The sequence below is a fragment of the [Bacillus] caldolyticus genome (assembly GCF_003595605.1).
GTDB lineage: Bacteria > Bacillota > Bacilli > Bacillales > Anoxybacillaceae > Geobacillus > Geobacillus thermoleovorans.
Genome location: NZ_CP025074.1, coordinates 1,579,782 through 1,604,846, shown reverse-complemented (window position 1 = coordinate 1,604,846; position 25,065 = coordinate 1,579,782). Strand labels below are relative to the sequence as shown.

Below are 25,065 nucleotides of genomic sequence, written 5' to 3'. Positions count from 1 at the left end.
TGTTTGTTGTTGTCCAACTTTCATTTTTTAGTAGGGAAGCCTCATTATGAGAGCTTTACGAATGCGTGTTTAGAGGCGGAGAAAAGTTTGGTTGTGAGTCCAGCGACGTGCGCGATTTTGACGCGCCGTGCGCTGGAGCTTGCCGTTAAGTGGGTGTACAGCTTTGACAGCGCGTTGAAAGTTCCGTATCAAGATAATCTTTCCAGTTTGATTCATGACAACGTCTTTTTGTCCATTATTGATGAAGACTTGTTGCCGTTGTTGCGTTACATTGTCAAACTGGGAAATGTCGCGGTTCATACGAACTCGATGATTACGAGGGAAGAAGCGATTCTTTCCCTGCATAATCTTCATCAGTTTGTGTCTTGGATTGATTATTGTTATTCAGATGAATATACGGCTACGGATTTTGACGAATCATTGCTGCCAATCGGCGAGGAAAAGCGCGAGCGTCCGGAAGAGCTGAAAGATTTATACGAGCGGTTAAGCTCCAAAGACAAGCGTTTGGAAGAAATGATGAAAGAAAACGAACAGCTCCGCGCTCTTCTCACCGCCAAACGGGAAGAGAATACAAAAGAGTACCACTTCCAAGTCGATGAACTGAGCGAATGGGAAACAAGAAAGAAATACATCGATTTAGATTTGAAGCTGGCGGGTTGGGAATTTAAAAAGGACGTTGTTGTGGAATATCCTGTCGTTGGCATGCCGAATCAAGAAGGAGTCGGCTATGTCGATTACGTCCTGTTTGGCGACAACGGAAAGCCGCTGGCGGTGATCGAAGCGAAGCGGACAACCGATGATCCGAACAAAGGAAAGCAGCAAGCCAAACTATACGCCGACTGCATTGAGAAGATGCACGGCCAACGTCCGATCATTTTTTACACAAACGGGTTTGAAACGTATATGTGGGACGACCTTAACTATCCGGCGCGGAGAGTTTCCGGCTTTTACAATAAGGAAGAATTAAGCTTGCTTATTGATCGTCGGACGATGAAGAAGCCGCTAAAAAATGTGCAAATCAATGACAACATCGCGAATCGTTATTATCAAAAAGAAGCGGTTTTAGCCGTATGTGACGCGCTTGAGAACAAACGGCGCAAAGCGTTGCTTGTCATGGCGACGGGGAGCGGCAAAACCCGGACGGCGATTTCGATTGTCGATGTTCTCACTCGCCACAATTGGGTAAAAAATATTTTGTTTTTAGCGGACCGCAAAACGCTTGTAACGCAAGCCAAAAACAGCTTTAGCCATTTGTTGCCGAACTTGACACTTTGCAATTTGCTCGATAACAAAGACAATCCAGAGGAAAGTCGCATGGTGTTTTCGACGTACCCGACGATGATGAACGCGATTGACGAAGCGAAGCGGAAAGACGGCAGACGGCTTTTTACGGTCGGGCATTTTGATCTCATCATCATCGACGAGTCGCATCGGAGCATTTACAAGAAGTACCGAGCCATTTTCGACTATTTCGATGCCATATTGCTCGGGCTGACCGCCACGCCGAAAGATGACATTGACCGCAATACGTATGAAGTGTTTGATTTGGAAAACGGCGTGCCGACGTATGCGTACGAGTTGGACCAGGCGGTGCAAGACGGCTATTTAGTCGATTACCGCACCATTGAGACAAAGTTGAAATTTTTGGAAGATGGCATTCATTACGATGAGTTGTCGGATGAAGAAAAAGAGCGGTATGAAGAAACGTTTGATGATGAAGTAGGCGAGGATATTGACAGTACCGCGTTAAACGAATGGCTGTTCAACGATGATACGATTGATACGGTGCTGAGAGATTTAATGGAAAAAGGAATTCGCGTCGAAGGCGGGGACAAACTCGGCAAAACGATTATTTTTGCAAAAAACCATCGCCATGCGGAACGGATTGTGGAGCGCTTTGATCAATTGTTCCCTGAATACAAGGGCGGCTTTGCACGGGTCATTGATTACAGCGTGAACTACTACCAAACATTAATCGATGATTTTTCCGACCGCAACAAATGGCCGCAGATTGCTGTATCGGTTGATATGCTCGATACAGGAGTGGATATTCCGGAAGTCGTCAACCTTGTGTTCTTCAAGAAAGTACGCTCCAAATCAAAGTTTTGGCAAATGATTGGGCGTGGAACCCGTTTATGCAAAGACTTATTCGGAGTCGGACAAGATAAAACGCATTTCCTTATTTTTGACTATTGCGGCAACTTTGCGTTTTTCCGGGAAAATCCGAAAGGAATTGAAGGAAAAGCGGTGGAAAGTTTAACGGAGCGTCTATTTAATGCCAAAATCGAAATCATTAAAGAACTGCAGCATTTACAGTACCAAGAAGAAGAGTATATTGCCTATCGCAATGAATTGATTGACGAGGTGCTGGCGGAAATCAATAAGTTAAACGAAGAAAACTTCCGTGTACGCCAACATATTCAATACGTACACAAGTTTAAAAACCGAGCCAAGTGGGATTCCTTAACAGCGATGGATGTAAATGAAATTAAAGAACACATTTCGCCGCTGATTGTTCCGTTGAATGATGATGAATTGGCGAAACGTTTTGATTTGCTTATGTATACGATTGAGCTGGCGAAGCTGCAAACGAAAAATGCCACAAAGCCGATTCGGAGTGTGATTCGCACCGCAGAGGCGTTATCGAAGCTCGGTTCGATTCCTCAAGTGGTGGAACAAAAATATATCATCGAAAAGGTGCAGACGGAAGAGTTTTGGAGCGAAGCCGATATTTTCGAATTGGAAGCCGTTCGCGAAGCGTTGCGTGACTTAGTCAAATTCCTTGAAAAAGAAACGCAAAAAATTTACTATACGAACTTTAAAGACCAAGTTTTAGAAGTCAAAGAAAACGGCCCGATGTTTAATGTCAATGATCTGAAAAATTATCGGAAAAAGGTTGAACATTATCTGCACGAACACCGCGATCAGATGGCTATTTACAAGTTGCGAAATAATAAAAAGCTAACCGTCCAAGACTTAAAAACGTTGGAGCATATTCTTTGGAATGAGCTTGGCACACAGGAAGATTATAAAAGAGAATTCGGAGACACGCCGATTACAAAGCTTGTCCGTCAAATTGTCGGCCTTGACCCGCAGGCCGCCAACGAAGCGTTTTCCGAATTTTTATCAAGCGAGCGGTTGAACATCCAACAAAGCCGTTTTGTCAAATTGATCGTCGATTACTTTGTGAAAAACGGGGTTATGGACAAGCGGGTGCTGCAGGAAGAACCGTTTAAAACCGTCGGCAGCATTGTTGAACTCTTTCAAGACAACATGGACGACGCGCGGAAGATTATTCGCATTATCGATGAGATTAACAGAAATTCAGAAGATATTGTGGGGGCGTAGCAAAAGCGTTCTTTGTGGTATCTAGTTAGCCGTTGGGTGTTGTTGCTAACGTTTCAATATATTTTGTTTTTCTTTGGTGTTAAGGCATCTTTGAGAGTGAAGCATCTCAAAGGTGCCTTCTATTTCTTATACATATAGAACGAAACGAGTATAAATGTTGTGTAGATAGCCCATATTGAGTCGAAATGGTTCGGCAAATATCCATGTATTTGATAATCTAAAATTGAGCCACTTTTCAACGGTTCGATCACATAAAAAATGAGCCACCCGATTTCCAATTTTCATTACCTCCCTCCAACGATTATGATCGCCATCTTAAATTATCCCCTTTTCCCACATGAAACAGATCGCTTCCATACCGTTTTTCACATTCGTGAAGACGAAGAACAGTTTCTTTGGAGCCATCACCTTGAATTTCATGTACTCGACTTGTCACAATTTATGGTAAAATGGAAGAAATATCGGAGAGAAGTGAAACAGTCACCGGAATGGCCATGGCTAACGATGTTGTCGGCTGTCGATGGACGAACGAAAAAAATGGATGAAGAGATGTTTCGTGAATTGGAGGGAATAGCCATGACAGAACAAGACATTTTAGAAGCGCTAGAAGAATGGCAAAACTTAAGCGTCGACCCCGAAAACCGTTACGCATACGAAATGCGGCTGAAATGGCTCCTTGATCAACTCTCAAACATTCGCGGCAGTCGGGAAGAAGGAAGACAAGAAGGATTGAAAGAAGGATTAGAACAAGGTCGAGAAGAAGGGAAAAATGAAACGATTCGAAAAATGGTCGAAAAAGGAATGAGTATAACAGACGTTGCCCATATTCTCGACATGACAGAGGAGGAAGTACGGGAGCGGTTGGGAGATTAGCGAACGGTGTCGGGTGCTGTTCAACTATGTTGTGTCCCTCTTTGTCCCACGTCAATGATGTTGCACAGGTGATTGGAGAGCGATCAGAAAATCGATTCGCTGTTCAAATACGTCCTGAATTAAATCATCGAAAAAGTATTAAAATGAAAAACCGCCGTGTTGCCTTATTGGCAGCACTGCGGTTTTTCTCTTACTAGCGATGCTCATTAGCGAACGGTGCCAGGCACTGTTGTTCATGTCGCGTGCACATCGAAATAATACATACTTGGCTCCTCACGCTTCTCGTGGAAAAAAAGCGACCGATGATATCGGGATTCTTCCCCGATATGAAGGGACGATGATGCACGATGCGTTCGGTACGTATCCGAAATACACACATGCCACCCATGCCCTTTGTCATGCCCACCATTTGCGTGAGTTAAAAGGATTCATCGAACAAGGGCATACGTGGGCGATGCGCATGACCACGTTTCTGTTAGCCGCCAAGCAAGCCGTCAAAGCCCATCACGGTGCACTTTCCGAAGAAGAAGCGAGACGGTGGGAACGAGTGTATGATCGTATCCTAGCGAAAGCACAGCACCGATTGGAAACGATGACACCTCTTCCGAAAAAGCACTCGCTTTTGTTCGACGCCTTCAAAAACGAAAGGAAGAAGCGCTGCGTTTCTTACGTGAAGTACATGTTCCCTTTGATAACAACCAAGCCGAACGCGATCTTCGCATGGTTAAAGTCAAAGAGAACATTTCGGGTACGTTTCGCGAAGAAACATTCGCCCAGTCTTTTTGTATCACAAGAAGCATCGTTTCCACACTGACGAAACACGAAAAAAACGTGTGGGATTCGTTATGTCTTCTGTTGACAGGCGAAACGCTCGATCGTGTTCTTTCTACCACTTAGGGCATTTTCTATTACGGGGATGCCCTATTTGTGTTGCGCTTCTTTACATACTACTATCGGAGTGAATAGTTACAATAGAATTTTTTGATGTAGCTAATTAAATGAATCGCACGGTAAATATTGGGTTGATTTTTTTAAATTCCATTTGTAAATTATCACTTTATTTCCGCACAAAAAAGACTCTTTTTTGCACATTCCTTCGGAATATCCCTCTCCCCCTTTCCGAAAGAATGTGCTAAATTTTTTGTGAATTATTTCGGAATGGGACATGGGTGATTTCCAGAGGGGGGACGAGGACGTGATTCGGTTTCATGACTTTCAGGTCGATGTCCAGACATATGCCCAGCGGGGAAAACAAAACGACTTTCCCCTTCTTAAGCGGTGCCCTCATTGCCAGGCAAAACGCCCTCTTTATCGCCATGGGTACTACGAACGAAATGCCGTGACGTCGCATCAGTCTTATCGCATTTGGATCGCTCGGTATCGCTGCCCGGAGTGCAGGAGGACGGTGGCCGTGTTGCCTTCATTTCTTCTCCCTTATTTTCAGTATACGTTGCCCACCATATGGAGAGTGGTGAAAGAACGGTTGGGCCTGACTCCGAAACGGGGGATGGAGGAGGCTCCACTCCTTCCTACGGATGAAGGGGTTTTATTTTATGTCCGACGTTTATTCCGAAATTTGAACCACCTTCATTGGTTTTTTGCGGAGCGCTGGAGAAAAATTGGTCCTGCCATCGCCCAAGCGAGAGAACGAGCCCTATGGTGGATCCAGACGATGGAGGAGATCGGCCTCTTTTTCGTCATCCAAGAGATATGGGAGCACCGATCGACGCATCTTTTTGCACGTACATTCAGTTCCTGATTTTACTTATATCCCCTTATATGGAATCATTTATAGATTCCACAAACCTTTCCTCTCGACGGTCGGGGGAATGATCCGATAGGATAGAGACAGGATGGACCGATAAGGTCCTAGAATGGGATGAACGAAGGAGGAGATCGAAATGAATGAGTCGATGAGACAGGAGATCGCTTTATTTCGGTATGGATTGATCGCTCCATTGGTGAATGGACAAGTCGATCCAAAAACGTACTTGAAGGAAGTAGCGGAACGGATCCATCAAGTTCCCCACCATGGAGAGAAACGCATCGCCGCCAAAACGATCCTCGACTGGTGCACGCAGTACAAAAAAGGGGGCTTTGAGGCGCTGAAGCCGAAACGACGGTCGGACCGTGGCCATTCCCGGAGGCTGTCACCTGAAGAAGAGGATCACATTTTAGCCCTGAGAAAAAAACACCCCCACATGCCCTGATATTATCCCTCTAGTGTAGACAGTTGGGAAAATGCCCATACTGTCATTAAAAACACTGGAGGGATTTGTTTATGTTCGAGACCAAGCAAACACCGAAAGGGAAGACCACTTATTCCGTGGAGTTTAAATGGAGGGCTGTCCAGATGTACATCGAAGAAGGATGGGGATATAAGCGGATATGCCAAGAGTTAGGGATTCCCTGCACGAAAACGATCAGACTTTGGGTAAAACGTTACCATGAACATGGTCTAAAAGGGCTCGAAGAACGGCGCGGGACATCCAAGTCTCCATTCAAGGGAAGGCCTCGAAAAAAAGAGTGCAGTTTAGAGGAAGAGAATCGAAGACTGAAAGCAGAGAATGATTATTTAAAAAAGTTACGAGAGCTGGCAAGGAGGTGAAACCGAAAGAGCGGTTCTCGATCATTCAGGAGTTATCCAACACCTATCCGATTGCCTGGCTATGCCAACTGGCCGGTGTGTCAAGAAGTGGATACTATCGATGGGTGAACCGGCAGGGAATCGTCACAGAGAAGCAAAAGGAAAATGAACAAATCAAACAAATGATCCTCGAATGCCATCAAAAGGTCAATGGGATCTATGGATACTACCGCGTGAAGGCATGGATCAAACGAAATTATGGGAAGACCGTGAATCATAAGCGAGTGTACCGACTGATGAAAGAGTTGGGGGTTCAGGCCAAAATCCGTCGAAAAAAGCCGAAGTATAAAGCGGGAAAGGAGAATATCGTAGCGTCGAACGTGTTAAACCGTGATTTTGCGGCCACTGCAGCCAACCAAAAATGGGTGACGGATATTACCTATGTGCCATTTCAAGGAACCTATTTGTATCTGTCTGCTATTAAAGATTTGTACAACAATGAAATCATTGCGTATCGCATCAGTCGTTCGAATGACTTAAAATTGGTGATCGAAACGGTCAAGGATGCCATCAAAAAACGGGATGCGCGAGGAGTCCTTCTCCATAGCGATCAAGGCTCCCAGTACACATCCCGCCAGTACCATCAACTGCTGAAGGCTCATCATATCATTCCTAGTATGTCCAGAAGAGGAAACTGTTTAGACAATGCCTGCATGGAAAATTTTTTCGGGCATTTGAAATCGGAAATGGTGGACCTTCCCACCTTTGAAACGGAAGAGGAAATGATCGAGGCGATCGATCAGTACATGTATTTTTATAATTATGAACGGTGCCAGAAAAAACTAGACTACCTCAGCCCAGTGGAATACCGAATTGCCCAAGCAGCCTAGCAGACGAACGGCTGAGAATGTCTCCTTCTTCAGCTTGCCAACGATGAAGTGGAATGAAGGAGACGTTGTCAAGTGCTTTCCTTGACAACGTTTCCTCATTCCACTATCCTAACAAGCAGCTGAAGAAGGTGGGTATTTTTCACACTGTCTACTTGACAGGGATATGTTCACCCGTGACGGTGTTTTACCAACACCTTATCGAGCAGGGGGAAATCCAATCCATCTCTTATTTCACTATATACCGACTTTTAAAAAAATACAACCTCGTGGGGAAAGAAATTTTACCGATTCCTGAACGAAAACGATTCGCGTACGATCAGGTCAATGAGCTCTGGCAAGGTGATTTGTCCCATGGCCCGTTGATTCGCGTGAATGGCAAAACGCAAAAAACGTTTTTGATTGCCTATATCGATGACTGCTCGCGGGTCGTGCCGTACGCTCAGTTTTTCTCTTCCGAGAAATTTGACGGGTTGCGGATCGTAACCAAGGAAGCGCTGCTTCGATACGGAAAGCCGAAGCGAATTTACTCGGATAACGGCAAGATTTATCGGGCGGAACCCTTGCAGTACGCCTGCGCGGAGTTAGGGATCACCTTGATCCATACCCAGCCGTACGATCCGCAAAGCAAAGGGAAAATCGAACGATTTTTCCGCACCGTACAGACGCGGTTTTACCCGTTGCTCGAAATGAATTCACCGAAGTCGCTCGAAGAGCTAAACGAGCGATTTTGGAAGTGGTTGGAGGAAGATTACCATCGAAAACCGCATGCCTCGTTGAACGGGAAGACGCCACATGAAGTGTTTCAATCGCAAGTCCATTTGGTGTCGTTCGTCGAGGATTCGGATTGGCTCGACTCGATCTTTTTGAAACGCGAATACCGTAAAGTGAAGGCCGATGGTACGGTCACGTTGAACAAGCAGCTGTATGAAGTTCCGCCCCGGTTCATCGGACAATCGATCGAACTCCGTTATGATGAACAAGGCGTGTATGTGTACGAAGACGGTCAACGGGTCGCCGAAGCGGTCCTTGTTCGCTTCGAGGACAATGCCTATGTGAAACGCCATCGGTCACCGTTTGCGGCGGTTCCGGTAGAGGGAGGCGAAAACGATGTATAAAACGTTTTATTCCCTTTCCCGAGAGCCGTTTTCGAAGGAGACGAATCCACCAGAGGCTTATCAAGGGGCCTCGTATCAAGAGGCCCTCGCCGCTTTGGACTACGTGAAACGAACAAGAGGGATCGGGCTATTGATCGGTGAACCAGGGGCCGGCAAGACATTCGCCCTTCGGGCGTTTAAGGAATCCCTGAATCCGTCACTGTATCACGTCGTTTATTTTCCATTGTCAACGGGAAGCGTGATGGACTTTTATCGCGGCCTTGCCTTCGGGCTCGGGGAAGAGCCGAAATACCGCAAGGTCGACTTGTTTTATCAAATCCAACAAGGGATCGAGCGCTTGTATCATGAACAACGGGTAACGTCAGTGTTCATCCTCGATGAAATGCATTTAGCGAAGGATGCCTTTCTGCAGGATATCGCGATCCTGTTCAACTTTCACATGGACTCAACAAATCCGTTTGTCTTGATTTTGGCGGGGCTGCCCCATTTACAGGCAAAACTACGCTTGAATCAACACCGTCCGCTTCACCAACGAATCATCATGCGATACCAGATGGGGCCTCTTGATAAGGAAGAAGTGGTAGGATATATCGAACACCGCCTGAAACAGGCGGGGGCGAAACACCCGATTTTTACCCCAGCTGCCTTAGAAGCGATCGCCCTGCAGTCGCAGGGGTGGCCGCGGATCATCAACAACCTCGCCACCACTTGCCTGTTATACGGCGCTCAATTAAAAAAACATATGATTGACGAAGACATTGTGCGTATGGCAGCCGAAGAAATGGGGTACTGACACAGCAGGGGCTGATCGGCCCCTGTTATGTTTCATCCCGATCCATCCTCATTCTAGTTAATCATCCGAAATAATGTGCAAATGTTCGGAAATAATCTGCAAAACCTGGAATAATTCGCAAAGATTTTGCACATTATTTCCGAATCCGTCCGAAATAATTTGAAAAAGGGATTCTGAAATAATGTGCTAATTTACATCCATTCTTTTTTTGTTTTTCATTCAAATAAATACTTGAATAATAAAAGAAATGGGGTATAATATATTCAAACGGAAATTTGAATATGAAAGGGGGATAATGAATGAGTAAGAAAGATACATGTGAAATTTATTGTTATGACGAAGAAAAAGTCAATCGAATACAAGGGGAATTGCAAAAAGAAGATATATCCAGTGTTGTCCTGTTGTTTAAAGCACTGGCAGATGAAAATAGGGCAAAAATTGTCTATTCACTTTGCCAAGATAAAGAGTTATGTGTATGTGATATTGCCAATATCATTGGGGCTTCTGTTGCAACCACTTCCCATCATTTACGGACTCTTTATAAACAAGGGATTGTAAAGTATCGAAAAGAAGGAAAGCTAGCATTTTATTCGCTGGATGATGACCATATTAAGCAGTTAATCATGATTGCGTTAGTACATGAGAAAGAGGTGAAAGTCCGTGTCTGAACAACAAGCAAAATTATCTAAATCAGAAGCGAAAACCTACCGTGTTCAAGGATTTACTTGTGCAAACTGTGCGGCAAAGTTTGAAAATAATGTAAAATCATTGCCAGGTGTTCAAGATGCTAAAGTAAACTTTGGAGCATCTAAAATTACCGTTTGGGGTACAACAACCATCGAAGAATTAGAAAAAGCAGGAGCTTTTGAAAACTTAAAGGTTCGGGAAGATAAAGAAAAATCAGTCAAGCGTGAACCTTTTTGGAAGCAAAAAGAGAACATTAAAGTGTATATTTCCGCCGTTTTGCTTGTGATCAGTTGGTTTTTAGGGAAGCAATACGGAGAAGAGCATATCTTTGCGACAATTGGATATGCTGCAGCAATTTTAATCGGTGGATATTCGTTATTTATAAAAGGTTTCAAAAACCTAGTTCGATTGAATTTTGATATGAATACGCTGATGACAGTGGCGATTTTAGGAGCTGCAGCGATTGGTGAATGGGGAGAAGGTGCAACGGTTGTTATTCTATTCGCCATTAGCGAAGCCTTAGAGCGTTATTCCATGGATAAAGCTCGTCAATCCATTGAATCGTTGATGGATATTGCTCCAAAAGAAGCATTAATTCGTCGCGGAAATGAAGAAATGATGGTCCCTGTTGACGATATTCAAGTCGGAGATATTATGATCGTAAAGCCTGGTCAGAAATTAGCGATGGATGGAATCATCATCAAGGGTACATCTACATTAAATCAGGCTGCCATTACAGGGGAAAGTGTTCCCGTAGCGAAAACAGTTGGTGATGAAGTTTTTGCAGGAACATTGAATGAAGAAGGTTTATTGGAAGTAAAAGTGACAAAACGAGTGGAAGATACAACCCTTTCGAAAATCATCCATTTAGTGGAAGAAGCTCAAGCAGAACGAGCGCCTTCTCAAGCGTTTGTAGATCGTTTTGCCAAATACTATACACCAGCCATTATCATTTTTGCTCTTTTACTAGCCGTTATTCCGCCATTATTTATGGGTGCTGATTGGAGCGAATGGATTTATCGGGGTCTAGCTGTATTAGTGGTTGGTTGTCCGTGTGCGCTGGTCATTTCCACTCCTGTTGCGATTGTAACCGCCATTGGAAATGCAGCGAAAAACGGGGTGTTAATTAAAGGTGGCATCTATTTAGAAGAAGCAGGATCTCTAAAAGTCATCGCTTTTGATAAAACAGGAACATTAACAAAAGGTGTTCCTTCCGTCACCGATGTGGTCACTTATAATGGCGATGAAAATGAACTAATGACCATTACAGCAGCCATTGAAAAAGGCTCACAACATCCACTTGCTTCCGCCATTATAAGAAAAGCAGAAGAAGATGGATTGAATTTTAATGATTTATCTGTTGAAGAATTCCAATCCATTACAGGTAAAGGGGTCAAAGCCAAAGTAAATAACGCAATGTATTATGTCGGAAGTCCAGGTCTTTTTGAAGAACTTCTTCCAAATGGCATCCAATCAGAAATAAAAGAACAAATTACAACCCTTCAAACACAAGGGAAAACGGTCATGGCGTTAGGAACGGAAAAAGAAATTCTGGCGTTAATTGCCGTGGCAGACGAAATAAGAGAATCATCCAAAGAGGTTATTCGAAAACTTCATCAAGTCGGTATTGAAAAAACGGTAATGTTGACAGGGGATAACCAAAGAACAGCCGAAGCCATCGGAAAACAAGTCGGCGTTTCCGATATTAAAGCCGATTTACTTCCAGAAGATAAACTGAATTTCATCAAAGAGCTTCGTGACAAGCATCAAAGCGTGGCGATGGTTGGAGATGGTGTGAACGATGCACCAGCTCTTGCAGCTTCAACCGTTGGTGTGGCAATGGGTGGTGCTGGAACCGATACAGCCCTAGAAACAGCCGATATTGTCTTAATGTCTGATGATTTAAGCAAATTGCCATATACGATTAAATTGAGCCGCAAAGCTTTAGCGATTATTAAGCAAAACATTACTTTCTCTTTAGGGATTAAGGCATTGTCATTACTGTTAATTGTGCCTGGTTGGTTAACGCTATGGTTAGCGATATTTGCCGATATGGGAGCAACATTACTCGTAACATTAAACAGCATGCGATTGCTAAAAGTTAAAGAATAGGCTCTTCACCACAAGTGGCAGTGCATGATAAGGAGCGCTGAACGTGAGCATTTCGTCTCTCATTTTGCTTTTGTTGATCATGTCGATCGTGTTGTTCGTGTATGGCGTTGTCCAAAAGAGCAAAGCCGCCAAACGGATCGCCTTTGGTCTCTTCATAGCATCGGTCGGATTAGCGGGTTTTGTCGTGTTTCTCATCGGTTATATGTAACGGAAAGCCAAAGCCGAACACGCTGTTCTGTGTGTTCGGCTTTGCGTTTGCGGCGCTTCGGGAGGGAATCATTCGGAGAAGATGGGACTCGTGCTTAAAGGCCTCAAGGACTGGCATTAGGGGATCGTTCGAGGCGGATTTCTCTGTCTTGCCTCATCTATCATTTTTGGGCTTCAAAGTTATTTTTAAAAAAGCGAAGAAAGTCGTTCATTTTTCTACACGAGGACAAGCGCAGGAAATATAAAGAAAATGCAGAAAAGAATGATATATAAAAAAATTATTGAAGCAGAAGTGTGTAGTATTTATAATATTATTTGGTTATGTGTTATACAACAAAAGTAATCAGCTGGCATAGGAGGGATTGGATTGATTGAAAAGCTCGTGGAAACGGTGAACGGGTGGCTGTGGAGCCCTTTCTTAATTGCTTTTATTGTCTGTTGTGGTTTGTATTTTAGCATTCGCACCCGCTTCCTGCAAATCCGCCACGTGAAAGAGATGATCCGGCTTGTGACGACGGGGAAGGGCTCTGAGGCCGGGGTGTCTTCTTTCCAGGCGTTGACGATGTCGTTGTCCGGCCGCATTGGCGTTGGGAACGTCGCTGGGACGGCGACGGGGATTGCGTACGGGGGGCCGGGCGCGGTCTTTTGGATGTGGGTGATCACCTTTATCGGAGCGGCGACGGCGTATGTCGAGTCGACGCTGGCGCAAATTTATAAAGAGGAACAAGACGGACAATACCGCGGCGGTCCGGCGTTCTACATTGAAAAAGGCCTTGGCTGGAAATGGTTTGCGGTTGTGATTGCCGGGGCGATCATTCTCTCCATGGCGGTATTGATGCCGGGGATTCAAGCGAATTCGATCGCGGATGGGTTTTCGAATGCGTTTGGCATTCCGAAATTGGTGACGGGAATTTTCGTGATCGCTGTTCTTGGCTTTACGATTTTTGGAGGAGTGAAGCGGATCGCCAAAACGGCGGAAATTGTCGTTCCGTTTATGGCAGTTGGCTATTTGTTGGTCGCGATTGCCATTATTGCGGCCAATATTGAGAAAGTCCCGGATGTGTTTGGTTTGATTTTCAAAAGCGCGTTTGGCGCTGATCAAGTGTTTGGCGGCATTCTTGGTTCGGCGGTGATGTGGGGGGTCAAACGCGGCCTTTATGCGAATGAAGCGGGGCAAGGGACGGGCGCCCACCCGGCAGCGGCGGCGGAAGTGTCCCACCCGGCGAAGCAGGGGCTTGTGCAGGCGTTTTCGATCTATTTGGACGTGTTCTTGGTCGTGACGGCGACGGCACTGATGATTTTATTTACTAACCAGTATAATGTCATTAATGAAAAAACCAAGGAGCCGATTGTCGTCAACCTTGAAGGGGTAGAACCGGGCGCAGGGTATACGCAAGCGGCGGTGGACACCCTCTTCCCGGGGTTTGGCTCGGCCTTTATCGCGATCGCTCTGTTCTTCTTCGCCTTTACCACGATGTACGCCTATTACTATATTGCCGAGACGAACCTCGCCTATCTTGTGCGCGGTGAAAAGAGGGGAACGGCCTTCTTTGCCCTCAAAGTGATCTTTTTGGCCGCCACTTTCTATGGAACGGTCAAAACGGCGACAACGGCATGGGCGATGGGCGACATCGGGCTTGGCATCATGGTGTGGCTCAACTTGATCGCGATCTTGTTGTTGTTTAAACCGGCCTATATTGCGCTAAAAGATTATGAGGAGCAGCTGAAGCAAGGCAAGGATCCGGAATTCAATGCGTCAAAATACGGGATCAAGAACGCGACATTTTGGGAAAATGGGTATACGAGAGTGGACGAAAAGAAGGAACAAGCGTTATAAGCCATCATACGTTGTAGAGTTGGAGGTGTCCCGCTGCGTTCGGGACACCGTTTTTGTGCGTCCGGCATCCTGGGAATGGCCGCTTTGGAATCCTGTTAGGCAAAGCAGATATTGAAAAAAAGTTGGAAACAGGAGATGATGACGAAACGGTTGATGAGCTGACGGGGATGGCGGTCGGGAAGATGGAAAAGGGGAGAGGGGGAGGAAGTTTGTTTCGTAAAAAAACCGGCCGCAGGGCCGGTTTTTGTGGAAATTAATGGGTTGTTCCCTTTAGGTCACGAACAAGTTGGGCCAGCGCGTCGTGAATCGGCGTCACCGGTCTGCCGAGCAGTTTTTCAAAGTCGTTGCTTTCGATTTCTAAGGAGCCTTCGCGGATGCCGCGTTGAATGTCCACGAGAAACGACACGAGCGGATCGGGCAAACCAGCCTTTTTCATGATATCAGCATAGGCAGCATCGTTGACTTGTTGCACCGGCACGTCTTTGCCTAAGACGGCGCCGAGGGCGGCGGCGAGTTCTTCTTGGGTCATGAGGGGGCCGGAAAGTTCGTAAATTGTGTTTTCATGGCCATCTCCGGCGAGGACGGCAGCGGCGGCTTCGGCGTAGTCTTGGCGAAGGGCCCAGCCGACTTTGCCTGTCCCGGCTGATGTCACCCAAGGCGCCCCGGCGAGGACGGCTTGAACGGTTCCGATTTCGTTTTCCAAATACCAGTTGTTGCGCAAAAAGGAGTACGGAATGCCGGTGTTTGCGATGGCTTCTTCCGTCACCCGATGCACTTCGGCCAAGGCGAGCCGGCTTTCATTCGCATTCGCCAGGCTTGTGTACGCAATGAATCCGACTTGGGCGCGTTGGGCGGCGTTGACGGCATTTGTGTGCTGGCGGATTCTTGTTTCGTTGTCTCCGTCGGTGGAGATGATCAACAGCCGGTCAATCCCTTGAAAGGCTGTCTCCAACGTTTCGGGGCGGTCAAAATCGCCATGGCGAACGTCGACTCCGCGGGCCCGAAGATGTTCGGCTTTTTCCGGCTGGCGGACGCTGACGGCCAGCTGGTGAGCCGGCACGGATTTCAACAGCGTTTCGACGACTTTCGTTCCTAATTTTCCGGTTGCCCCGGTGACTAATATGTTCATACGCCTAGACCTCCTCATTTGTTTTGTTATAACCAGTTTGGTTACAACCGATGTATAAATAAAAGCCCTGTTAAGAGCTTTTATTATTGAAATTGAGCGATCAGCCGGCTGATCGTCGTTTGCGAAAGCCGCTCTTCCATGGCCGCCTGCGCCGCTTTCAGTTCGGCTTGCAGAACCGCCTCGATATTCCGCCCGACCGGGCACTGAATGTTCGGATGTTCATGGATGCGAAACAGTTGATCCGTTTCCACGACACCGACGGCCCGATACACGTCTAACAGCGTGATTTGGTCGGGAGGTTTGCGTAGCGAAGCGCCGCCGACTCCGGGGCGGACGTCAACCAACCCCGCTTTTTTTAACATGCCCATAATTCGACGGATGATGACAGGGTTTGTATTGACGCTCTGCGCGATGAAATCTCCGGTGCAATCGGCCGGGCTGGTCGCAAGCAAGCAAAGGATGTGCACGGCCATCGAAAATCGTGTGCTAATTTGTTTCACGTAAAACACCACCGTTGTAACCATTATAGTTATATCTTCAGGAAAAGTCAACTTTGGTGCTGGCCGTTTTGGATCAATCGTGCTTCCGGTCGGAAAGGGATAAATCCCCGCCAAAGGCCGCGCCGGAGAGAAGAGGGGTTGACGCCGTGACGGAAAGGTGCTTTGGATTCGCCCGCTGATCGTGTACAATACATAAAGGGTGACAACATCGTTCATCTCGGAAGGAGGAAAGCCATTGACAGACAGCGGAAAACAATCGTTCATTACGGACATTCATCAGTTGGATAAAAAAGGAGCGGGACAAGCGGTCGTTTGGCAGGAAGAAGAAGGGAGGAGAAAAAAGCTCAAACTCACTGTTCCGTCCACGCTTCCTGGTGAAAAGGTGCGGGTTTTGATCGATTGGCCGAAACGCCGGAGGGCCCATGCCCGAGTGGAAGAAGTGATCGAGCCGCATCCGGAACGGCTTGCGCCTTCGTGTCCGCACTTTGACCGCTGTGGCGGCTGTGTCTGGCAGCACTGGCGCTATGAAGGGCAGCTGCGCCATAAAACGGAGCATGTCAAGACGCTCTTGAAAGAGCACGGATTTGACCCTGGCGTTGTCCGCGATACGATTGGCATGGAACATCCGTGGCATTACCGCAATAAAATGGAGTTTACGTTTTCTCCGGAAGGGTTGCTTGGACTGCACGAGCGAGGGAACTTCCGGCAAGTCATTTCGTTGGAGACATGCCTCATTGCCGGCGAGAAGATCGTCAAAGCGGCCATGGAGGTGGCGCGTTGGGCGCGCGATCACCGGTTGCCTGGTTATCACAAAGATACCCACGAAGGGCTGCTTCGCCACCTCATGGTGCGCGAGTCGTTTGCGACAGGAGAGGTGATGGTGGCGCTCTTTGCGACCGAGGCGCCGGAAGGGGATCTGAAAGAAGCGGCGGCCGATTTGACGGAGCGGATCACCAAAATGCTCCCGCAAGTGAAAAGTTTGCTTTGGCTCGAGAATCGGGCGTGGGCGGACCGCACCCAAGCGGAACAAACCCATGTGTTGGCCGGACGTGATTTCATTTACGATGAATTGTGCGGCTTCCGCTACCGCCTTTGGTTTGATACGTTTTTTCAAACAAACCCAGTGCAGGCGGCCAAATTGGTTGAACTGGCGTTGGAGATGGGCAAACCGCAGCCTCATGAAAACATGATCGACCTCTTTTGCGGAGTCGGGACGTTTTCCCTGCCATTTGCGAAACGGGTCAAAGCGTTAGCTGGCATTGAAATTGTTGAAACGTCGATTGAGTCGGCGAAGCGAAATGCGAAGGACAACGGCATTGATAATACGTACTTTTTGGCTCGGGATGCAAGACGCGGGATTGATGAAGTGTTGGAACAGTTCGGGCGGCCGGAGCTGCTGCTTTTGGATCCTCCACGTTCGGGGGCGGGCGGGAAGGTGATGCGCAAAATCGGCCGGGCGCGGCCGGAGCGGGTTGTGTATGTCTCGTGCAATCCGGAGACGTTTGCGTCAGACATTACGGAGCTAGTCTCGTTCGGCTATACATTGAAAACCGTCCAGCCGGTGGACATGTTTCCGCATACGGCCCATGTCGAGTGCTGTGCGTTGCTTGTTCGGGGATCATGATGGAAGGAATCCCGTTTCTCGGATAGGGAGAAACGGGATTTATTGCTTTTGCCATCCTTTTTTGAAACAAATAGAAATCATTTACAGGGATAGATGTGCAACCTATGCCCCACCTACAAACTTCAGAAGCGGAAGGAAAAAGATGGCGGACGGCCCTTTTCGTTTTTTCCGTCTAACTGTACTTCTGGATCGCATCTGCCAGTAATTGCGGCAATGCCGGGATGTCGCCTGTGCCGTATGTGAACCGGACAAACGTCTCGTCCATATCGAGCGCCTCTGCGAACAACCCAGAAAGTCCACGTGCCTTGCGGTCGATTTCCAGCAAGACTTCTACGCTGTTTTCAGACAAAAAGAAGATCGCTTCCAATTCATCAAGACAGCCTTTGAACGGTCCACTTGCCGGCTTGAATTCAAACTCTTGGACAAACGGCAACCGCCGTTGCCAATAGCGCGGCGCTTGTTCGCACTGCACATGGTGGAGGCGGAATCCTAATTGGCGGGCTGCCTCGAGAAACGCGGCGACGAGCGGGTGCGGTTCGATGGCGAGATGGTCGCGGTCTTGCGGGTCGAGCGCCATTTTAATGTCAAGGCCGGTTTGCAGCCATACCCGCGAAGAGCCGAGCGTGACGGGCACGTCGTACGGCAAGGCGAATTGAAACGGGATCGTTTTCGTTTCGTTCGGCCCAATCGTCAGCGAGCCGCTTACTTTGTACCTTGCCAGCACCGCTTTTTCCTCGTGTTTCTTATCATCGATTTCTCGAAGGTAGGTCGTCACTAACGCTAAGTAAATTTCGTCGATATGCTGCTCGATGCTGCCGCCGCGAATGTCGACAATCCCTTCGACTGTTTCGCCTTGGACATATTGCGCTTTCGCTAATTTCGTATCAACAGTGGCTGCTCCGATGCCGATAGAACTTAACAGTTTTTTGAACAACAAGTTCTCCTCCTTGTCATCGATTTCAGTTGAGAATACGGAGCGCCTGGTGAAAAGGTTCCGTCCTTCTTAATTAAAAAGGTGGGAACGATACCGTCCCGCCAAGAGTCTGACGCCAAAGGGCGATGTTCAAGAAGCGAAACGCAATATATTGCTTTTTAACAATTATATACGGCAATCAAAAAAGGTGCCCCGATCTTTTTGGGACACCTTTCCTTTTTGTTTCGTTGTGTTAACGGATGCCGAGCGGATCGGTTTCTTCATCTGCAACGGTGCACGCTTCCGCCAAAGCGAGGTCGGCGGCGGCGTCTTCGGCGGTGACGAGGACGCGCCAGCTCGGGTTCTCGATCAAACGGCAAAAATCAAGAAAGCGCGTTTGGGCAATCGCTTCGTACCACCCGTGGCGGTCCGAGAGCACCACGGTGCGCTCGTACGGGATGCGCGGGGCGTCTGACCGTGGAACCGACGGCAACAGGCGGTTGGCCGCTTGCCTGACTTGTTCGATGGCGCGGGAGGACGGTTGTTTCGGAATGGCATCAAGCAAAGCGTCCATATGCGCTGCCTCATCGGTTGAGACGAGGCCGGAGACGGATAGCTGCGTCGGAATCCAGCCTTCAAGCACGATGCGCCCGCGTGCCGTATGAATGTCCCAGTGCGTCGATTCCGAAGCGGCGGGGTCCATCGTAAAGCCGTGGTAATAATGGACGGGGATGCGCCAGCCGTTGCTTTCATGAATCACCGTAGCGCCGACGCGCGGCCGTGTGCCGTCTGGTTCTCGCAACGCGAATCCGCGTGCGGAAGCCGCTTCGCCAAACCAGTCGCGTCCGACTTCAAAAAAGTGGACGCCGTGCTCGATCAGGATGCCGCCGCTTCGCCGCTCGTCCCAAAACCAATGGCCTTCCGCGACACGGTGAGCCGCGTTGTGAAGGCTTGCGTAGTCCACTGGGCCAAGAAACGCGCGGTGGATGAGTTGCTTGACGGCTTCTGCGAGCGGGTGGTAGCGAAGGACGAGATTGACCGCCAACGCCCGGTTTTGGCGGGCGGCGAGCTGGATGTTCGCCCGCAGCGCCTCGGCGGTGAGGCCGCCTGGCTTTTCAAGCAACACATGTTTGCCTTCCTCAAGCGCCCGCTTGGCAAGCGGGGCGTGCAAATGCGGCGGGGTGGTGAGAATGACGATGTCAACATGCGGGTCAACGATCAATTCTTCAGCTTCGCGGTATTCGCGCACGTCGCCCGCCTGTGCCTGACGGCGGCGATAGGCGTCGATGACGCGCTGGCGTTTTTCGTCCGTCCGCCCGGCGACAGCGGCGAGATGGAAGGAAGGAAGCGGGGCGAGCGCGCCGGCGAGAAATTCAGCGAATGCGCCGGCACCGGCAATGCCAACATGGTAACGGAAAGATGATGAAGAAATCATGGCGTATTCTCCTCCTCCCTCACATATATATAGCATTAACGATACTCATTATACCGCAAAGAAAAAGAAGAACGAGAAAATGAAAGTTTTGAAATTTGCAAGCATCAATCATTCCTCATCGACACCATCCGACAATTATTTCGCTTGCATAGAAGGAGGAATATTATGTATATTATTATTAGCAACCATCGCAGCCGAGTGCTAGCAATCTATGAACTACTTTCATTTTCTCGTTCATCCGTCAAAAAAGGTGTCTATTTTTGTGAAAAAAGATATGGAGGGATGACGAAATGAAAGCATTGTTGCTGGCAGGAGGATTAGGTACGCGTCTTCGTCCATTGACCGAAAACATCCCCAAACCGATGGCCCCGATTGCGAACCGGCCATGGCTTGAACACCTCATCGTTCATCTTCGCGACCAAGGAGTCAACGAATTTGTCATCGCCGCACATCATTGTTCAGAAGTGATCCGTCGCTATTTCGAAGATGGGAAGCGCTGGAACGTCAAGATTACATACGCGCTCGAACCGTTCCCGCTCGGAACGGCTGGGGCGATCAAAAACGCCGAGCGCTGGCTGAAGGAACGGTTTCTCGTGTTTAACGCCGACATTGTGCATTTGCCGCAATTGATCCCGCTGCTTGATTTCCATCGTCAACATGGCGGTTTGGCGACGATTGTCTTAACGGAAGTAGACGATCCTTCTTCCTATGGGGTGGTCGAACAAGACGATCGTGGGCAAATTTTACGCTTTGTCGAAAAGCCGCGCCGCGAAGAAGCGCCATCGAACCGCATCAATGCCGGCATGTATATTTTCGAGCCGGACGTGATGCGTTATATTCCGGCTGAGCGGGAAGTGTCGATCGAGCGTGAAACATTCCCGCTGCTGATCGAGAAGAATGTCGGTGTATATGGCATCGTCAGCACCGGATACTGGCGTGATATGGGGACGCCGGCCCGCTACCGCCAAGTGCATTGGGATGCGTTGAGCCGGGAGTTTCCGATTCCGCTCAAAGGACGTGAAATTCAACCGGGCGTGTTTGTTGGTGAAAACGTGGAGATTGGGTCTGGCGTCTTGTTTGTGCCGCCTGTGCTCATCGGCGACCACGTGAAAATCGGTCCGCAGGCTGTCATTGGCCCAAATGCGGTCATCGGCGACCGCTGCCAAATTGGCGCCCGCGTCCATTGCGCGCAGACAATCGTTTGGGACCGCTCTGTCATTCGTGACCGCAGCCGTTTGCAAAACAGCATTTTCGGCTATCGGACGGTGACGCCGGCGGGAGAAGTGTTCGAAGATTCGATTATTAATCAGTTCAAGGAGGCGGTGCAAGCATGATTCGAATTGCCTACGTCAGCACGTACCCGCCGCGGCGGTGCGGGCTGGCGACGTTTACGGAACATTTGCGACAAAGCATTGACGGCGTCCGGGGCCCGTCCGACGGCGACCGCGTCATCGTGTTGTACAACGAAAGCGACGGCGATGACGCCTATCGCCACAACCCGGCGTATTGGCCGCTTCCGGCGCAAAACCGCGCGGCGTATGCCGAGATGGCCAAACGGGTGAATGAAAGCGACATCGACGTCGTTTTATTGCAGCATGAGTTCGGCATTTTCGGCGGCGAGGCGGGCGAATACATTCTTGATTTCATCGCCGCGCTCAACAAGCCGCTCGTAACGACGTTCCATACGGTGTTTGCCGACCCGCCGTTGCCGTATCGCCCGATTCAAGAGAAAATCGCGGCGGCAAGCGATGCGATCATCGTCATGAACCGGCAGGCGATTCCGTATTTGGTCAAAGCGTTTGGCCTGCCGGAAGAAAAAATTGTCTACATTCCGCACGGTGCTCCAGGCCCAAGCAGCGAAAATCGCGATTCGCTTCGCCGACGCCTCGGATTCAGCGGCCGCAAAGTGATGTTGACGTTTGGGCTGCTCAGCCGCGGCAAAGGGATTGAATCGGTCTTGGCCGCATTGCCGGGCGTTGTGCGCAAGGTGCCGGAAGCGCTGTATGTCATTGCCGGACAGACGCACCCAGAAGTGAAAAAGAGGGAAGGAGAAGCATATCGCGAGGAGTTGAAATCGCTCATTCACCGTTTAGGGCTTGAGCTCCATGTCTACATGGAAGATCGGTATTTCAGCGAAGAGGAATTGATCGATTATTTGACGGCGTGCGATCTATACGTCACCCCGTACCCGGGCATGCAGCAAATCACAAGCGGCACGCTTGCCTATGCGGTCGGCGTCGGCCGTCCGGTCGTTTCGACGCCGTATGAGCATGCGCGCGATTTGTTGCAAGGTTGTGAAGAGCTGTTGTTGCCGTATGGCGATACGACCGCCTGGGAAGAGCGGCTCGGGCAGCTGTTGGCCGACGAGGCGGCGCTGAAGCGATGGGAGGAAAAGGTGCGCCAAATCGGGGCAAACACGCATTGGCCGCGCGTCGGCGAACAGCATGTCGCCTTGTTTGCGCGCATGTGCGACGCGAAACGTGGGGAGGTGAAGACCATTGGCACCGTCAGTCATTAAGTTCGACCATCTCGAGCGCATGACTGACGACACCGGATTGCTTGAGCATAGCCTTGGCCGCATCCCGCGCCGTCGCGAGGGTTATTCGACCGATGACAACGCCCGCGCCATCTGGGCGTGCCTGGAATGGATGGCGCTATGTGAAGACAAAGGAGAGAAAGAGCGGCTGCACCGTTTGCTTGACCGGTATTTGGCGTTTTTGCTTTGGGCGCAAAACGATGATGGCACGTTCCATAACAACTTTTTCTTCGATCGGACAAAAGAAGAGGAAACGCCGTCAGACGACTGCTTCGGGCGGTCGTTTTGGGCGACGGCGTTGGCTTACGTTCGCCTCAGCGATCCGGCGCGGCGCGAGGCGGCAGCAGATATGTTGCGGCGGGCCATGCCGGCGGCTTGGGAGCTTCGTTCGCTGCGCGGCGTCGCCTGGGGGGTGGCCACTTGCGGCGTCTTATTGACAGAAGGACGCCCGCTTGGCGTCGATCAAGAGGAAGTGGCAGCTTTGGCTGCACGGCTTGAGCAGCGGCTGCTTGCGGCGTATTGGGAGCATGCTGGCGACGATTGGTATTGGTATGAGCCGGAGTTGACGTACGCCAACGGGGTGCTGCCGTGGGCGCTTTGGACGGCATATCGGCGCGCGCCTCGGGATGAGGTGAAGGAAGTGGCGGAAAAAAGCCTTGCTTTCCTTATTGAAAAAATGAGCGGACCGGGAGGTGTCATCCGTCCGGTCGGCAACCGCGGCTGGTGCAGCCGCCGCTACCGCGCCGATTGGGATCAACAGCCGCTTGATGTGATGAAGCTCGCTTTGGCGGCGCGCGAAGCGTATTGGGCAACGGACGACGAGCGTTATCGCGGCGTCGTCCGCCGCTGCCTCGCTTGGTTTTACGGACAAAACGACGGCAACGCGCCGCTTGCCGACCCAAGCGACGGCAGTTGCTGCGACGGGCTTGGCCCGAACGGCCCGAACCCGAATCGGGGGGCGGAGTCAACATTGTCGTACTTGTTAACAGCAGCAATCGCTCAATCGATTTCGGTGGAGGTGGTTGTCGATGAATACGTCAACAACGAAACCGTTCGTATGGCCGGCACACGTGTTTAAAGAATACGACATCCGCGGACGAGCCGGAGAGGAGCTCGATGAGTCGTTCGCGTATTGGCTCGGACGGGCCTTTGCCGACATGATGCAAAAGGAAGGCGAGAAGAGGGCGGTTGTCGGTCATGACAATCGTCTATCATCGCCTGGCTTGCATCGGGCGCTCAAAGATGGGCTGCTCGATGGCGGCTGCGATGTCGTCGATATTGGGCTTTCGACGACGCCGATGTTTTACTACAGCTTATACTACACGAACATTTCATGCGGCATGATCATCACCGCCAGCCATAACCCAGGGGATGAGAACGGATTTAAAATCGCCATGGGAAAAACGACAATTTATGGCGAGCGCATCCAAGTGTTGCGGCGGGCGATGGAGCGGCTCAGCCAGGAACAGCCGCGGCCTGAAACAGCGCGCGGGCGCGAGGAAACGTTGGACCTTGCTCCGGCATATATCAAGATGTTGAAGGAGAAAATCCAACTCGGTCCGCGCAAGCTGAAGGTCGTCGTCGACTGTGGCAACGGCACCCCATCGATCATTGCGCCACAAGTGCTCAAAGAGTGGGGATGCGATGTCGTCCCGCTTTACTGTGAATCCGATCCAACGTTTCCGAACCATCATCCGGACCCGGTCGTGCCGGAGAACTTAACGGCCTTGATTGAGATGGTGCGCAAGGAGCAGGCTGATCTTGGCATCGCGTTTGACGGCGACGGTGATCGGATCGGGGTTGTGGATGAAACGGGTGCGATCCGTTGGGGCGACCAACTGATGGTGCTGTTCTGGCGCGAGATTCTTAAGCGCTATCCGGGAGCCGACGCGCCCGTTGAAGTGAAATGTTCGCAAGCGCTTGTTGAGGAAATTGAGCGGCTCGGCGGGAAACCGTTCTTCCATCGCACCGGCCATTCGCACGTCAAAGCGACGTTGCGCCGTCGTCCGGAGATCCCGTTTGCTGGTGAAATGTCTGGCCATTTGTTCTTCAATGATGAGTTTTACGGCTATGACGATGCACTGTACGCCGCTGGGCGCCTGCTTCGATTACTGTCGCACGATGAGCGCCCGCTGTCCGAGTGGTTTGCCGATGTGCCGCGGTACGCGGCGACGCCGGAGACGCGAGTTGCTTGTCCGGAAGAGAAAAAACCAGCTGCCATTGCTGCGGTGAAAAACCGGTTCGCTGGCCGCTATCCGGTTGTTGACGTCGATGGCGCCCGCATCCAGTTCCCGGAAGGCTGGGGGTTGGTGCGGCCGTCGAACACGCAGCCGATTCTCGTCTTACGCGCAGAAGCGAAGACGGAGGAAGCGCTGGCGGAGATTAAGCGGCAACTGGCTGATTGTCTCCATGCTCTTGAATTGTGCATCGATTGGTGATGTTCATTTCCAAGCTGCCCGAAATGCTTGGGCCTGTTCTT

The 25,065-nt window shown here is 49.6% G+C and carries 18 protein-coding genes and 4 pseudogenes; 18 read left to right on the top strand and 4 right to left on the bottom strand.

Annotated features, from left to right (window positions below; translation table 11 throughout):
* The first annotated feature begins 6 nt into the window (after window positions 1-6).
* The 13 genes and pseudogenes from CWI35_RS08405 to CWI35_RS08345 all read left to right on the top strand — a co-directional run bounded on the left by CWI35_RS08405 (window position 7) and on the right by CWI35_RS08345 (window position 14,449).
* Window positions 7-3,348 carry a DEAD/DEAH box helicase family protein gene (locus CWI35_RS08405; protein ID WP_119878011.1) on the top strand — a complete coding sequence of 1,114 codons (3,342 nt, stop codon included), beginning with the start codon at window positions 7-9 and terminating at the stop codon, window positions 3,346-3,348.
* A gap of 279 nt (window positions 3,349-3,627) precedes the next feature.
* Window positions 3,628-4,221 (top strand): annotated as a pseudogene (locus CWI35_RS08395) (Rpn family recombination-promoting nuclease/putative transposase); the annotation flags it as partial.
* Window positions 4,222-4,420: 199 nt separating this feature from the next.
* Window positions 4,421-5,118: pseudogene (locus tag CWI35_RS08390) on the top strand (IS66 family transposase).
* A gap of 298 nt (window positions 5,119-5,416) precedes the next feature.
* Complete coding sequence (locus CWI35_RS18560) at window positions 5,417-5,980, top strand: DUF6431 domain-containing protein (RefSeq protein WP_011229674.1); 564 nt, start codon at window positions 5,417-5,419, stop codon at window positions 5,978-5,980.
* 142 nt (window positions 5,981-6,122) lie between these two features.
* Window positions 6,123-6,428: pseudogene (locus CWI35_RS08380) on the top strand (helix-turn-helix domain-containing protein); the annotation flags it as partial.
* Window positions 6,429-6,502: 74 nt separating this feature from the next.
* A complete protein-coding gene (locus CWI35_RS08375; protein ID WP_011229672.1) occupies window positions 6,503-6,829 on the top strand; it encodes a transposase in 327 nt (108 codons plus the stop codon).
* The gene (locus tag CWI35_RS08370; RefSeq protein ID WP_044743016.1) at window positions 6,826-7,698 is read left to right on the top strand and encodes an IS3 family transposase; all 873 of its coding nucleotides are present in this window, start codon (window positions 6,826-6,828) and stop codon (window positions 7,696-7,698) included. The genes CWI35_RS08375 and CWI35_RS08370 overlap by 4 nt, the downstream gene beginning before the upstream one ends.
* Window positions 7,699-7,868: 170 nt before the next feature.
* Window positions 7,869-8,813 (top strand): annotated as a pseudogene (locus tag CWI35_RS08365) (DDE-type integrase/transposase/recombinase); the annotation flags it as partial.
* Window positions 8,806-9,606, top strand: a complete 801-nt coding sequence (locus CWI35_RS08360; RefSeq protein WP_011229854.1) for an ExeA family protein — start codon at window positions 8,806-8,808, stop codon at window positions 9,604-9,606. The pseudogene CWI35_RS08365 and the gene CWI35_RS08360, both read left to right, overlap by 8 nt.
* A 299-nt stretch (window positions 9,607-9,905) precedes the next feature.
* Complete coding sequence (locus CWI35_RS08355; RefSeq protein WP_011229855.1) at window positions 9,906-10,274, top strand: ArsR/SmtB family transcription factor; 369 nt, start codon at window positions 9,906-9,908, stop codon at window positions 10,272-10,274.
* On the top strand, window positions 10,267-12,405 hold the full coding sequence (locus CWI35_RS08350) for a heavy metal translocating P-type ATPase (RefSeq protein WP_011229856.1): 2,139 nt from the start codon (window positions 10,267-10,269) through the stop codon (window positions 12,403-12,405). Before CWI35_RS08355 ends, CWI35_RS08350 begins: the two co-directional genes overlap by 8 nt.
* A 43-nt stretch (window positions 12,406-12,448) precedes the next feature.
* Complete coding sequence (locus tag CWI35_RS18265; RefSeq protein WP_014194840.1) at window positions 12,449-12,613, top strand: hypothetical protein; 165 nt, start codon at window positions 12,449-12,451, stop codon at window positions 12,611-12,613.
* A gap of 366 nt (window positions 12,614-12,979) precedes the next feature.
* Window positions 12,980-14,449: an alanine/glycine:cation symporter family protein gene (locus CWI35_RS08345; RefSeq protein WP_014194841.1), complete on the top strand. Its 1,470-nt coding sequence runs from the start codon at window positions 12,980-12,982 to the stop codon at window positions 14,447-14,449.
* A 253-nt stretch (window positions 14,450-14,702) separates the two neighbouring features.
* Here CWI35_RS08345 and CWI35_RS08335 read toward each other — a convergent pair whose 3' ends face one another.
* Window positions 14,703-15,578, bottom strand: coding sequence for an SDR family oxidoreductase (locus CWI35_RS08335; RefSeq protein WP_011229859.1), 876 nt, complete (start codon window positions 15,576-15,578; stop codon window positions 14,703-14,705).
* An 83-nt stretch (window positions 15,579-15,661) separates the two neighbouring features.
* Entirely contained in the window at window positions 15,662-16,078 is a 417-nt protein-coding gene (locus CWI35_RS08330; protein WP_011229860.1) for an Rrf2 family transcriptional regulator, read from the bottom strand.
* A gap of 235 nt (window positions 16,079-16,313) precedes the next feature.
* On the opposite strand from CWI35_RS08330, the gene rlmD reads away from it, so the two are divergent.
* Entirely contained in the window at window positions 16,314-17,702 is a 1,389-nt protein-coding gene (gene rlmD / locus CWI35_RS08325) for a 23S rRNA (uracil(1939)-C(5))-methyltransferase RlmD (protein WP_011229861.1), read from the top strand.
* A gap of 172 nt (window positions 17,703-17,874) precedes the next feature.
* On the opposite strand, the gene CWI35_RS08320 is transcribed toward rlmD, so the two are convergent.
* Entirely contained in the window at window positions 17,875-18,639 is a 765-nt protein-coding gene (locus CWI35_RS08320; protein WP_014194845.1) for a sporulation protein, read from the bottom strand.
* 229 nt (window positions 18,640-18,868) lie between these two features.
* Window positions 18,869-20,050, bottom strand: a complete 1,182-nt coding sequence (locus CWI35_RS08315) for a Gfo/Idh/MocA family protein (protein ID WP_011229863.1) — start codon at window positions 20,048-20,050, stop codon at window positions 18,869-18,871.
* 290 nt (window positions 20,051-20,340) lie between these two features.
* Between CWI35_RS08315 and CWI35_RS08310 the strand changes: the two genes are divergently transcribed.
* Genes CWI35_RS08310 through CWI35_RS08295 form a run of 4 tightly spaced genes read left to right on the top strand, consistent with a single transcriptional unit; the run spans window position 20,341 to window position 25,024 of the window.
* A complete protein-coding gene (locus CWI35_RS08310; protein WP_011229864.1) occupies window positions 20,341-21,384 on the top strand; it encodes a nucleotidyltransferase family protein in 1,044 nt (347 codons plus the stop codon).
* Complete coding sequence (locus CWI35_RS08305; RefSeq protein ID WP_011229865.1) at window positions 21,381-22,568, top strand: glycosyltransferase family 4 protein; 1,188 nt, start codon at window positions 21,381-21,383, stop codon at window positions 22,566-22,568. The genes CWI35_RS08310 and CWI35_RS08305 overlap by 4 nt, the downstream gene beginning before the upstream one ends.
* Window positions 22,549-23,664: a hypothetical protein gene (locus CWI35_RS08300; RefSeq protein WP_011229866.1), complete on the top strand. Its 1,116-nt coding sequence runs from the start codon at window positions 22,549-22,551 to the stop codon at window positions 23,662-23,664. The genes CWI35_RS08305 and CWI35_RS08300 overlap by 20 nt, the downstream gene beginning before the upstream one ends.
* Complete coding sequence (locus CWI35_RS08295) at window positions 23,615-25,024, top strand: phosphomannomutase/phosphoglucomutase (protein ID WP_119877653.1); 1,410 nt, start codon at window positions 23,615-23,617, stop codon at window positions 25,022-25,024. The genes CWI35_RS08300 and CWI35_RS08295 overlap by 50 nt, the downstream gene beginning before the upstream one ends.
* The last annotated feature ends 41 nt before the right edge of the window (window positions 25,025-25,065 follow it).

What these genes read in the sequence shown, in the direction of transcription:
- CWI35_RS08310 (WP_011229864.1), top strand. Translation starts at nt 20,341, where the DNA reads ATGAAAGCATTGTTGCTGGCAGGAGGATTAGGTACGCGTCTTCGTCCA.
- CWI35_RS08305 (WP_011229865.1), top strand. Translation starts at nt 21,381, where the DNA reads ATGATTCGAATTGCCTACGTCAGCACGTACCCGCCGCGGCGGTGCGGG.
- CWI35_RS08315 (WP_011229863.1), bottom strand. Translation starts at nt 20,050, where the DNA reads ATGATTTCTTCATCATCTTTCCGTTACCATGTTGGCATTGCCGGTGCC.
- CWI35_RS08375 (WP_011229672.1), top strand. Translation starts at nt 6,503, where the DNA reads ATGTTCGAGACCAAGCAAACACCGAAAGGGAAGACCACTTATTCCGTG.
- CWI35_RS08335 (WP_011229859.1), bottom strand. Translation starts at nt 15,578, where the DNA reads ATGAACATATTAGTCACCGGGGCAACCGGAAAATTAGGAACGAAAGTC.
- CWI35_RS08355 (WP_011229855.1), top strand. Translation starts at nt 9,906, where the DNA reads ATGAGTAAGAAAGATACATGTGAAATTTATTGTTATGACGAAGAAAAA.
- CWI35_RS08360 (WP_011229854.1), top strand. Translation starts at nt 8,806, where the DNA reads ATGTATAAAACGTTTTATTCCCTTTCCCGAGAGCCGTTTTCGAAGGAG.
- CWI35_RS08295 (WP_119877653.1), top strand. Translation starts at nt 23,615, where the DNA reads ATGAATACGTCAACAACGAAACCGTTCGTATGGCCGGCACACGTGTTT.